Raw genomic sequence first — 12,364 nt, forward strand, 5'->3', positions numbered from 1 at the left:
TTAAGCAGTTCAAACAGTTAAGCAATTTTCTTATCTTTGCAGCCTGATGAAACAAAATTATTCAAATCTTATTGCAGTTAAATTCCTTTAACCAGGTTTCATCGCCTCTTTTACCCAAAATTTTATTATGCTTAACCCTGAAATAGAAAAACGCAAAACCTTTGCCATTATTAGTCATCCCGATGCGGGCAAAACCACATTAACAGAAAAGTTTCTGCTTTTTGGTGGCGCAATTAACACGGCTGGTGCGGTAAAACGTAACAAAGCGAACCAAAGCAACACTTCCGATTTTATGGAAATTGAAAAACAGCGTGGTATTTCGGTGGCGACTTCGGTAATGGGTTTTGAATATAGTGGAAAACGTATTAATATTTTAGACACACCTGGCCACAAGGATTTTGCTGAAGACACGTACCGTACTTTATCTGCTGTAGATAGTGTGATTCTGGTAGTAGATTGCGTGAAAGGTGTTGAGGAACAAACGGAGAAATTGATGTCAGTTTGTCGTATGCGTAACACTCCAGTTATTATTTTCGTTAATAAAATGGACCGTGAGGGTAAGGAAGCATTTGATGTTTTGGATGAAATTGAGCAAAAATTAAACATCAGTTTATGTCCGCAAAGTTGGCCGATTGGTCAAGGACATACATTTAAAGGTGTATATAGCATTTATCATAATCAATTAAATTTATTTCACTCTGATAAAACTAAGGTTACAGATTCGGTGGTTAAGGTTAATGATTTAACCGACCCTGCTTTGTTAGATTATTTGCAGGAAAAGGAAGTTGAAGCTTTACAAAGTGAAACAGAATTGGTGCATGGTGTTTATGGTGATTTGGATGTGTCACTATATAAGGAAGGGTTATTAGCGCCTGTGTTTTTTGGTTCGGCGATTAACAACTTTGGTATAAAAGAGATTTTGGATACATTCATCGAGATTGCTCCAAGTCCTAAACATCGCGAAGCTGAAGAACGTGATGTATTGGTTGAAGAGAAAAACTTTTCAGGCTTTGTCTTTAAAATTCACGCCAACTTAGACCCAAAACACCGCGATAGAATTGCGTTTTTACGCATCTGTTCAGGAAAATTTGAACGTAATAAATTTTATTACCATACCCGTCAGGATAAAAAAATGAAGTTTGCCAACCCGATGGATTTTATGGCAAATGAGAAGAATTTACTAGAAGAAGCCTGGCCTGGTGACGTAGTTGGCTTGTATGATAGCGGAAACTTTAAAATTGGCGATACTTTAACAGAGGGTGAAAAGTTGCAGTTTAAAGGAATTCCAAGTTTCTCGCCTTCTATTTTTAAGGAGGTAGAAAATTTGGATCCGATGCGTACCAAACAGCTAGAAAAAGGCATTAATCAATTAACAGATGAAGGTGTAGCGCAACTATTTGTAATGCAACCTGGTAATAGAAAAGTAATTGGCGCAGTTGGTGAGCTTCAGTTCGAAGTAATTAATTTCCGCTTAGAGCATGAATATGGTGCTAAATGTCGTTTTCGTACCTTGAGTTACACACGTTCGAGTTGGGTAACCTCAACAGACAGAAAGAAACTGGATGAGTTTGTAAAACGCAAGCAACAACATATCGGTTTCGATAAAGAAGAACAACCCGTTTATTTATCGGATAGTGATTACATGATTAATTTAACCAAACAGGATTACCCGGATATTGATTTCCATAAAACGAGTGAGTTTAAGAGTTAATTTAAAAAGCATCATAATATAAAAACCCTCTTCAAAGTTGTTTTTGAAGAGGGTTTCTTTTTAAGGTTGATAACATTATTTCAACTTGCTCAAAGCAGTTTTAATTCTTGGCAACATATCTTTGATATCCTGTAAAGTACAAGCACCAACAGATGCTCTAAACCAAGGCATACTGTCTTCGTTTCCGAAAGCAGAGAAAGGTACTAAGGCTGCTCCTGCTTCTTTAATCAGATAGAAATTCACATCTGCGCTGTCTTTTAAAAGCTGTCCATCTTCTGTAGTTTTTCCGATGTAATCGATTTTAATGGTTAAATAAATTGCGCCCATTGGCTCAACGGCATCCACATTAAAGCCTTCGCTTTTTAGTTCGTTAAAACCATTGTAAAGTGCGTTTAAGCTATCTTGAATCTGACCTTTAAAACTGGTTAAGAAAGCATCAACCTGTGTTTTATCATTAAAATAGTTAGACATGGCAACTTGCTCGGCTTTAGGCGCCCAAGCCCCCATATGTCCAACTAATGCTTTCATTCTATTAACAATATCTTCTGGTCCAAAACCCCAACCTACACGTACACCAGTTGCAGCCAAACATTTAGAACTACCATCAACAAAAACGGTAAACTCACGCATTGCTGGGCGCAACGAAACCGGGTTTACATGTTCTTTACCGAAAGTTAAAAGCGAGTAAATCTGGTCGTACATTAAATATAGAGGTTTTTCATCCGCTCCGCGGGATGCGTTTTCTTCTAAAACTACATCGCAGATCTCAGCTAAAGAATCGGCATCAAACATGGTTCCCGTAGGATTTAGCGGTGAGCATAAAGCTAATAATGTTGCACCTTTTAAATGTGGCTTCAACTGTGCCGCGGTTGGCATAAAGTTGTTCTCCGCATCCGTTTCAACCGCAATAGATTTTGCAGAAGTTAAATGGCAATAGTGATTGTTATTCCAAGATGGTGCTGGGAAAACTACGGTATCACCTGGGTCGATTAAGGCTAAGTAAGTAGCATAAATTAACGGACGAGAACCGCCAGAAACCAAAATGCTGTTAGTATTGTATTCCAAGCCAAATCTCTCTTTCAGCAATTCAGAAACCGTTTCTCTTAAAGGTAAAACACCGTCAGCTGGCGGATAATTGGTTTGATTTGCATTGTATGCTTCTACAATTCCGGCTTTTAATTCTGTTGGAATTGGGTAGATATTTGCATCAAAATCTCCAATAGTTAAGTTAGCAATAGATGCGCCTTTACGCTTCATTTCGTTAACCTCATTACCAATTTTAATAATTTCTGAGCCAATTAATGCGCTGGCTAATACTGAAACTTTCATATGTTATACTTTTTTCTACTTTCGTCAATGCGAGGTACGAAGTAATCCATTAGCAGAGATTGCTTCGTACCTCGCAATGACGACTTAACGAATTAACTCTTCTATCGCTTTATTCACCTTTTCGAAACCAAATTGAGCTAAAACAGCTCGCATTGCTTCAGCAATCTGTTCATTACAAAGGTTACCGATGCTACCTTCGTGTGTATGATGTATTTGGCTCGATGGTGCAAAAGTACCATTTTCAATTTGTTCGCCAACTATTTTATAAGCTTCTCTAAAAGGAACGCCTTGCAAAGCCAAATCGTTTACCACTTCTACACTAAACAAATAATCGTATTTCTTATCCTTTAAAATATCATCTTTAATGCTAATGTTTTGGAACATGAAAGTTGCGATTTCTAAGCACTCATTTAATGAAGTAATTGCTGGAAAAAGATTTTCTTTTAGCAACTGTAAATCGCGGTGATAACCTGATGGCAAATTGGTTATCATCATTGCAATTTCATTTGGCAAAGCCTGAATTTTATTACAACGTGAACGAATCAGTTCAAAAACATCAGGGTTTTTTTTGTGCGGCATAATGCTCGAACCTGTTGTAAGTTCGGGTGGGAAACTGATAAATCCAAAATTTTGATTGATGAACAAGCAAACATCCATCGCCATCTTGGCTAAAGTTGCTGCTACCGCACTCATAGCTTGTGCTAAAATTCTTTCTGTTTTACCACGGCCCATTTGTGCATAAACTACATTGTAATTTAAACTTTCAAAGCCTAATAAATTAGTAGTTAAAATTCTGTTCAACGGAAAAGATGAACCATAACCCGCAGCAGAACCTAATGGATTTTTATTCGTGATTTTCCAGGCTGCAAGCATTAATTCCATATCATCAGCAAGGCTTTCGGCATAAGCACCAAACCATAAACCAAAGCTTGATGGCATCGCAATTTGCAAATGCGTGTAACCTGGCAGCAATTTATCTTTGTGCGTATTACTTAGTTCGATTAATTGGTTAAACAAAGTTGAAGTTTGCCCAACCATATCTTCTATACAAGCACGGAAGAATAGTTTTAAATCAACTAAAACCTGGTCGTTACGCGAACGGCCGCTGTGAATTTTTTTTCCTGCTTCGCCGATACGTTGTGTAAGTAGCCACTCAACCTGCGAATGCACATCTTCTACAGTATCTTCTATCGTGAAGTTACCCGCTTCAATGTCAGCATAAATATTTTTAAGCTCTTTCTGAACGGTTGCCAATTCATCAGCAGTAAGCAAATTAATCGTTTCTAACATTTGCGTATGCGCCAATGAGCCCAAAACATCAAACTTTGCCATTTGTAAATCCAATTCGCGGTCTTTACCAACCGTAAAACTTTCTACGAATTTATTTACATCTATATTTTTTTGCCAAATCTTCATATTTCAACTCCGTCATTGCGAGGCACGAAGCAATCCTCTCTTTTATATTCAAAAATTCAAAGCTAGACATTATGCAAAGAGTTTGCTTTCGTCCCGCAACCATGATTATTGTAGTTCAAGACAAGAAAACTCATCTTGTTTTATGAACTCATAAATAAATTGTTTTTTCTCAACAAATGCTTGAGCTATTCCCGAAGTTGTATTATTTCCAAAGCGAAGCCAGATTATTTTTGGAGGATGTCCGTATAAATTAGAAAACTCATAAAAATCGGCATCAAACGTGACCACAACATAGTCGTTTTCGCTTGCGAAAGACCAAATTTCCTTATCAGATTTGTTTTCTAATTTTAATCGCCTCACTTGATTGCAATCCAAAAAATCAGCTTCTAAAAGTTTGATGATTCTATGAGATATGTTTTGGTCAAATAATAGTTTCACTAAGCGACTCTTATTTTATGTTCTCTATCTGCAGAATATGCGAGACAAGACAAAATTTCTTCTTCGCTTATCTCTGGAAAATCCTCGATAATATTTTGTACAGTCATACCATTAGCCAACCATCCCAAAACATCATAAACGGCAATTCTGGTACCTTTTATGCAAGGTTTACCAAAACGTTTATTAGAATCTATTTCGATGAAATTTGAATAATTTTTCATAAGGTAAAGATAAACAATATTATAAAACTTTTATTTATGAGCAAATAACAAGACAATTCTACCAGATTAACTGCAAATAGCACTAAGTTTTTTTGCAAAGAGCGCCAAGCTAATTGTTTAATTCACCTCTCAATGACATTAGGCTTATCCTATAATAACTGGACTCAACATATTTACATATCCCTCAACACCTTCAGCAACTTCCCTCACATATAAAAATTCATCAGCCATGTGCGAGCGACCAGAAAAACCTGGCCCACATTTTACCGATGGAATGTCCAATAAAGCTTGGTCTGAAGTAGTTGGTGAGCCATAAGTAGTCTTGCCCAATGCCACACCAGCCTGAACTACTGGGTGATTTTTATCAATCGAAGATGGTTTTAAACGAATAGAACGAGGCGTAACATCGCAACCTACATTCGCACGGATAATCTCTAAAACCTCTTCGTTCGTGTAAGCATCCGTAACCCGTACGTCAACCGTAAACGTACAATTTGCAGGTACTACATTGTGTTGCGAACCTGCATTGATAATCGTAACCGTCATTTTCAGCGGACCAAAAACTTCTGATACCTTCGGAAACTGATAATTTCTAAACCATTCAATATCTGCCAAAGCTTTATAAATTGCATTTTCACCTTCTTCCCTAGCCGCATGACCAGCTTTTCCGTGGGCTACGCAATCCAAAACCAATAACCCTCGTTCGGCAATTGCTAAATTCATCTCGGTTGGCTCACCAACAATTCCGAATTCTAGTTCGCCCAAATCTGGTAAAACCAATTCTAAACCATTATTTCCAGAGATTTCCTCTTCCGCAGTTGCAGCCAAACAAATGTTATAATTTAAATTTTCTTGCTCGAAATAATACAAAAACGTACCGATTAATGATACTAAACAGCCACCTGCATCATTACTACCCAAACCAAAAAGCTTATCACCTTCAATTGCGGCATCGTAAGGGTCGCGGGTGTAACCAGAATTTGGTTTTACGGTATCGTGGTGCGAGTTTAAAAGTAAGGTTGGTTTACTGGCATCGAAATGCTTGTTGTAAGCCCAAACATTATTCATTTTACGATGAATGCTTACACCACGCTCCTCCAAAAACTGAGCAATTAAATTTGCTGTTCTATCTTCTTCCTTGCTAAAAGATTGTATGCGAATCAACTGCCGCAATAAATCCAAGCTCTCGTTCTGTATATTTTCTAACAACATAGTATCAAGTATTTAGTATCAAGTATCAAGATATTGAGCAAAACCCTCTACCTTCAACCTGATACCTTTAATCTTCTTTCGTGTATAAGTTTCCTGCCTTTAAAGCTGAAAGTTTAATCCCTTTTATCAAGGATGAACTAAAGCCATTGTGCTCCATTTCGTTTAAACCTGCAATGGTGCAACCTTTCGGCGAAGTTACTTTATCTATTTCTGATTCTGGATGTGTGCCATGTAATAAAAGTAAATCGGCTGCGCCTTTTGCTGTTTGAACTGCCATTTTCAAAGCCTCATCTGCGTGAAAACCAATTTCCACACCACCTTGAGATGCTGCTCTGATTGCCCTCAAAAAGAAGGCAATACCGCAAGCACAAAGTGCCGTTGCCGAAGTCATTAAATCTTCATTAATCTTCACGACCGAACCAACCGTTTCAAACATTTTGGTCACCTCAGCAATGTTTTCAGCCGATGCATTATCGCTCGCCATACAAGTCATCGATTGACCAATTGCAATGGCAGTGTTTGGCATTACGCGAATCACTTCTACATCTTCGCCCAGTTTATCTCGAACTGCAGCGCAACTTACACCAGAAATTACCGAAATAACCAAATGTTTAGCCGCAACTATCGATGCATTAATTTCATCCAAAACCGTATTTAACTGTTGCGGTAAAACGGCCAAAATCACAACATCGGCATCAGCAACCGCTTGTTTGTTATTATTGCTCACTCCAAATCCGGCGTCTGTAAAAGATTTTAAGTGGTCGATATTTCTACGTGTCAACGTAATATCCTCAGCCTTTGCAAAATCGGCTTTCACCAAGCCTTTTGCTAAAGATAATCCAATATTTCCGCTACCAATTATGGCTATTTTTTTCATGTGGTTCGTTTATATTTTCCTTCGGATTGATTATACCGATATTATTATTTGAAAAGCAGGTTCCGTATTTCTTTTTGTGGTTCGGTCCTGCTATTCACTTCAATCTTTTTTAAACTTCTTGTCATGCTGAGGTACGAAGCATCTGTTTCATCGTTTGCAGATGCTTCGTACCTCAGCATGACAGATATTCAGGGTTTCTGCTAAAAAAAGTATTTCCGCTCCTATCAGGTTTATTTACGCCGACATTGCGAAATGCCATCGTCCTTATACCTTTCGCCCTTTACCTTACTTCAGCATCTTCGTTCCGAATGTTCCTTCTTCAAGCTCATTCAATTCATCGGCTTTGCCGATGTAAACTGCAGAAACACCTTTTTTAATCGCCTCAAAAGCATTGTGCAGTTTTGGTATCATTCCACCCTGAACAGTTCCATCGGCTTTTAAACCCTCAAATTCATCCGCTTTTATTTCCCGAACAACTGATGCATCATCATTCACATCTCTCAATACACCCTTCTTCTCGAAACAATATACCAAACGAGTTTCGTAAAGTGATGACATCGCAACAGCAACCGATGAAGCAATGGTATCTGCATTGGTATTTAAAAGTTGGGTGTCTCCATCATGTGTAATCGCACACAAAACAGGCACTAAACCAGCTTTTAACAAACTATCCAACGTAGTTGAAGAAACCGATGTTTCATCTAAATCGCCAACAAAACCATAGTCGATTTCTTTAACAGGACGTTTTTTAGCTTTGATTATATTTCCATCTGCGCCAGTTAAACCGATTGCGTTACTACCTTTAGCTTGCAATTGCGCAACCATGTTTTTGTTGATTAGACCAGCGTAAACCATCGTCACAATCCGCAAAGTTTCAATATCAGTAATACGTCTGCCTTCAACCATTTTGGCTTCAATACCTAAGCTTTCGCCAAGTTCGGTGGCAATTTTACCACCTCCATGAACTAAAATTTTATAGCCAGGCAAAGCCGTAAAATCCAATAAAAACTGATGTAAGTTTTCAGAATTATCAATTACGTTTCCGCCTATTTTGATGATGGTGAGTTGTTTCATTTTATTAATAATTTCGTCATTGCGAGGCACGAAGCAATCTTTCAAGCAGAGATTGCTTCGTGCCTCGCAATGACGTGCTGTTTATTTCAATTCTTCCAAAACCGCTTTAATTACTGCTTGTGCAGCCCATAAACGGTTTCCAGCTTCGTGTATAACCAATGAGTTCGGTCCATCTAAAATTTCAGAAGATAATTCCAAATCTCTGCGAACTGGCAAGCAATGCATCACTTTAGCATCATTTGTAAATTTCAGCTTTTCGTTATTCATCATCCAGCCATCAGGATAAGTTAAAACTTTACCGTATTCTTTGTAGCTGCTCCAGTTTTTCACATAAACATAATCAGCGCCAGCTAAGGCCTCTTCTATATTGTACTGAATATCTGCTCCAGGCGTAAATTCTTCAGCCAACTCATAACCTTCAGGCTGAGCGATGGTAAAATCAATCATACCCTCATCCTGCGCTTTACACATCCATTCGGCAAAAGAGTTTGGAACAGCCTGTGGCAAAGCTTTTACGTGTGGCGCCCAAGCCAAAACTACCTTTGGTTTTCTGCCATCCGGTTGTTTAGTCCAGGTTTCGTGAATGGTAATAATATCTGCAAAACTTTGTAAAGGGTGACGAGTTGCACTTTCCAAACTCACTACAGGAACGGCACAATATTTCACAAATTTATTAAAGAAATCTTCACTGTAATCTTCCTCACGATTGTTTAATTTCGGGAAAGAACGCAAGCCTAAGATATCGCAATATTGCCCCATTACCGCTGCAGCTTCGCGAATGTGTTCAACCGTTGAACCGTTCATTACCACACCATCCTGAGTTTCCAAGGCCCAACCTTCTTTATCCAGATTCATTACCATAACATTCATACCTAAATTTAAGGCAGCTTTTTGAGTGCTTAAACGGGTACGTAAACTTGGGTTCATAAAAACCAAACCTAAGGTTTTGTTTTTACCCAAACTTTGATGCGCATAAGGATTCGCCTTTAATTCAAGCGCATCTTTTACAAATTGTTTGATGCTTGGAACATCGTGTACGGAAGTGAAAAGTTTCATTTTAAAACGTTGTAAGTAGTAAGTTATACGTTGTAAGTTTCGTATCCCTCGTCTAAATAATTTACAAATAAAGTTCTGTGTACTTAAAACGTACTACTTAGAACTTAAAACTAAATTGAAAGCCGCCAAAAACTCATCAGCATGTGCCTTGGTTAAATTTAAAGCTGGCAATAAACGAATAACATTCGGTTTTGCCTCGCCAGTAAAGATGAAATGTTTAAATAATAACTCTTTTTTAACATGCGCCAATTCTTCTGGCAATTCTATACCAATCATTAAACCACGACCGCGAACTTCTTTTACCTGCTCAAATTTCTTCAATTCAGTGATTAGATAGTTACCAATTTCCTCTGCATTTTTCATCAGATTATCTTGCTCCATCACTTCTAAAACAGCCAAAGCCGCAGCGCAAGCCAAGTGGTTACCGCCGAAGGTTGTACCTAACTCGCCATGCCAAGGTTTAAATTTTGGTGCAATTGAAATTCCTGCTACTGGAAATCCGTTGCCCATGCCTTTTGCCATAGTATAAACATCAGCTTCAACACCAGAATAATCGTGAGAATAAAACAAACCAGTTCTGCCATAACCGCATTGAACTGAATCGGCAATGTAAACCGCGTTATATTCATCACAAAGTGAACGGATTTTTTGTAAGAAACTTTTTGAAGCTTCTTTAATTCCACCTACACCTTGAATGCCTTCTATAATCACCGCAGAAATTTCATCGCCCTGCGATTTGAAGGTTTCTTCTAAAGCCACTTCATTATTAAAAGGCAAGAAGATTACATTTTCAGTTTGATTAACAGGCGCTACAATTTTAGGGTTATCCGTTACCGCAACTGCCAACGAAGTACGACCGTGGAAAGCGCCACTAAAAGCAATTACTTTCTTTCTTCCATTGTAAAATGAAGCGAGTTTCAAAGCATTTTCATTTGCTTCGGCACCAGAATTTACCAAAAACAATTGGTAATCTTTTTTACCAGAAACCTGACCTAATTTCTCTGCTAATTGTGTTTGCAAAGGAATTTTAACCGAGTTAGAGTAAAATCCAACTTTGTTTAATTGTTCAGTTAAGCGATTTACATAATGAGGGTTGGTATGGCCAATGGAAATCACCGCGTGACCGCCATATAAATCTAAATATTTTTGTTCGTTAGCATCCCAAACATTGCTGCCAGATGCTTTTGTAATTTCTATATCGTTAAGAGGGTATACGTCGAATAGCTGCATATTACTATGTTATAAGTTGTACGTTTTAAGTTATAGGTTTGGCTGCTCTCACTCTCGAAATTAAATTGATAAGCATTGCCTTAACTTCGTTAATACTGTTTGATAAAATTGTGAATTGTTCTTCAGTTAGGTAATCCAAATCTCTTGATAATATCAAAAAATATTCAGTTTCATTGGCCGAGCCTAAAGAAATATTTAAAAAATTAGCCAAATCTGCTTGTGAATTTTTACCGCAACCTTCGGCGATGTTTGCTGGTACTGACGCCGACGCCCGCCGAAGTTGATTAGTTAGACTGTAAATCTCTTCTTTTGGAAACTTGGCGCTTGTTTTATAAATACTAAGTGTAAGTTGATGTGCTTTTTCCCAAACTTTCAATTCTTTAAAATTTTGCATACACTTATAACGTATTACTTAAAACTTAAAACCCTACCGCTTTCAATTTCAGTCCCGCATTTTCTTCCAAGCCAAACATTAAATTCATATTCTGAACCGCTTGTCCGCTTGCGCCCTTTAAAAGGTTATCAATAATGCTGATGATAAATAATTTGTTGCCATGTTTTTCTACATGAACCAGCGCCTTATTGGTATTTACAACCTGCTTTAAATCGATGTTTTTCCGACTTACGTGAGTAAAAGGATGATTGTTGTAGTAATCTTGGTAAATAGTTTGCGCTTCTTCTAAGGTTAAATCACTTTCCAAATACATCGCAGCCAAAATACCTCTTGTAAAATCTCCGCGTTGCGGGATGAAACTCAAAGCCTCCGATAGTGAGGGTTGTAACTGTAATAAACTTTCGCCAATTTCATTCAAATGCTGATGCTCGAAAGCTTTATAAATGGAAAGGTTATTATTTCTCCAGCTAAAATGAGAAGTTGCAGCTAAACTTTGTCCGGCACCAGTTGAACCTGTAGTTGCGTTGATGTGAACTTCTGCATTTATTAAGCCTTTTGCAGCCAACGGCAATAAACCCAATTGAATACAAGTGGCAAAACAACCTGGATTAGCAATGTTGTTTGCAGATTTTATCTCATCGCGATTTAACTCTGGTAAACCGTAAACGAATTGACGATTTTCGATTGACGAATTTTGAGCTAACCTAAAATCCTGAGATAAATCGATAATTTTGACGTTGTCGTTAATCGGATTATCGGCTAAAAATTTCTTCGCATCGCCATGCCCAACACATAAAAACAAAACGTCAATGTCTTGTGAGATTTCATTTGTAAACCTCAAATCGGTGTCACCAATTAAATCAGTGTGCACATCAGAAATTAAATTTCCAGCGTTACTGGTACTATTTACGAAAGCAATTTCAACATTTGGGTGGTTAATCAGAATACGGAGCATTTCGCCGCCTGTATAACCTGCACCACCGATAATTCCTGCTTTTAACATAGTTGAAAGTTTAAAGTTGAAAGTATAAAGTCGTAAAGCATATTTTAAATTCTAACCTTTTTAATCAAGGAGATTAACATTGCTTTTATTTCTCCAACTTCCTTTTCTAATTCTAAATATTGTTCTGCTTGAATAAATCCCAAGTCTTTTGATAATAATAATTGGTATTCTAACTCGTGGCTAGAGCCTAGAGCAACTTGTAAAAAATTTGCCAAATCTTTTTGTGTAAATCTTCCACAGCCTTCCGCAATATTAGTTGGAATTGATGATGAAGATCTTTTAACTTGGCTAATTAAGTTATATGTTTCATCTTTAGGAAAAGTAGCAACGAGCATGTACATTTTTAATGTGAAATGATGTGCCTTTCTCCAAACCAATAGCACTTTATAATCCTGCATATAAC

13 protein-coding genes are annotated in these 12,364 nt (G+C 37.6%); 1 reads left to right on the forward strand and 12 read right to left on the reverse strand.

The features are described 5' to 3' along the window. The first annotated feature begins 127 nt into the window (after nt 1–127). Complete coding sequence (locus tag QWY86_RS02540; RefSeq protein WP_290238361.1) at nt 128–1,711, forward strand: peptide chain release factor 3; 1,584 nt, start codon at nt 128–130, stop codon at nt 1,709–1,711. A gap of 75 nt (nt 1,712–1,786) precedes the next feature. On the opposite strand, the gene QWY86_RS02545 is transcribed toward QWY86_RS02540, so the two are convergent. The 12 genes from QWY86_RS02545 to QWY86_RS02600 all read right to left on the reverse strand — a co-directional run bounded on the left by QWY86_RS02545 (nt 1,787) and on the right by QWY86_RS02600 (nt 12,359). Beyond that, nucleotides 1,787–3,040 carry a pyridoxal phosphate-dependent aminotransferase gene (locus QWY86_RS02545; RefSeq protein ID WP_290238363.1) on the reverse strand — a complete coding sequence of 418 codons (1,254 nt, stop codon included), beginning with the start codon at nt 3,038–3,040 and terminating at the stop codon, nt 1,787–1,789. Nucleotides 3,041–3,124: 84 nt separating this feature from the next. Further along, nucleotides 3,125–4,456: an argininosuccinate lyase gene (gene argH, locus QWY86_RS02550; protein ID WP_290238365.1), complete on the reverse strand. Its 1,332-nt coding sequence runs from the start codon at nt 4,454–4,456 to the stop codon at nt 3,125–3,127. Between the two features lie 105 nt (nt 4,457–4,561). Beyond that, nucleotides 4,562–4,894 (reverse strand): DUF5615 family PIN-like protein, encoded by a 333-nt coding sequence (locus QWY86_RS02555; RefSeq protein WP_290238367.1) that lies wholly within the window; start codon nt 4,892–4,894, stop codon nt 4,562–4,564. Continuing rightward, nucleotides 4,894–5,115: a DUF433 domain-containing protein gene (locus QWY86_RS02560; protein ID WP_290238368.1), complete on the reverse strand. Its 222-nt coding sequence runs from the start codon at nt 5,113–5,115 to the stop codon at nt 4,894–4,896. The genes QWY86_RS02555 and QWY86_RS02560 overlap by 1 nt, the downstream gene beginning before the upstream one ends. Nucleotides 5,116–5,259: 144 nt before the next feature. Next, nucleotides 5,260–6,327, reverse strand: a complete 1,068-nt coding sequence (locus QWY86_RS02565; RefSeq protein WP_290238370.1) for a M20 family metallo-hydrolase — start codon at nt 6,325–6,327, stop codon at nt 5,260–5,262. A 67-nt stretch (nt 6,328–6,394) separates the two neighbouring features. After that, a complete protein-coding gene (gene proC, locus QWY86_RS02570) occupies nt 6,395–7,204 on the reverse strand; it encodes a pyrroline-5-carboxylate reductase (protein WP_290238372.1) in 810 nt (269 codons plus the stop codon). 285 nt (nt 7,205–7,489) lie between these two features. Next, nucleotides 7,490–8,278, reverse strand: coding sequence for an acetylglutamate kinase (gene argB, locus QWY86_RS02575; protein WP_290238374.1), 789 nt, complete (start codon nt 8,276–8,278; stop codon nt 7,490–7,492). Between the two features lie 81 nt (nt 8,279–8,359). After that, a complete protein-coding gene (locus QWY86_RS02580) occupies nt 8,360–9,334 on the reverse strand; it encodes a Rossmann-fold NAD(P)-binding domain-containing protein (RefSeq protein WP_290238376.1) in 975 nt (324 codons plus the stop codon). A 93-nt stretch (nt 9,335–9,427) separates the two neighbouring features. Next, nucleotides 9,428–10,564, reverse strand: a complete 1,137-nt coding sequence (locus tag QWY86_RS02585) for an aspartate aminotransferase family protein (protein WP_290238377.1) — start codon at nt 10,562–10,564, stop codon at nt 9,428–9,430. A gap of 25 nt (nt 10,565–10,589) precedes the next feature. Beyond that, the gene (locus tag QWY86_RS02590) at nt 10,590–10,958 is read right to left on the reverse strand and encodes a four helix bundle protein (protein ID WP_290238379.1); all 369 of its coding nucleotides are present in this window, start codon (nt 10,956–10,958) and stop codon (nt 10,590–10,592) included. Between the two features lie 25 nt (nt 10,959–10,983). Then, nucleotides 10,984–11,961: an N-acetyl-gamma-glutamyl-phosphate reductase gene (gene argC, locus QWY86_RS02595; protein WP_290238381.1), complete on the reverse strand. Its 978-nt coding sequence runs from the start codon at nt 11,959–11,961 to the stop codon at nt 10,984–10,986. 44 nt (nt 11,962–12,005) lie between these two features. Beyond that, on the reverse strand, nt 12,006–12,359 hold the full coding sequence (locus tag QWY86_RS02600; RefSeq protein ID WP_290238383.1) for a four helix bundle protein: 354 nt from the start codon (nt 12,357–12,359) through the stop codon (nt 12,006–12,008). Nucleotides 12,360–12,364: the final 5 nt, after the last annotated feature.

The sequence above is a fragment of the Pedobacter aquatilis genome (genome assembly GCF_030409415.1).
Lineage (GTDB): Bacteria > Bacteroidota > Bacteroidia > Sphingobacteriales > Sphingobacteriaceae > Pedobacter > Pedobacter aquatilis.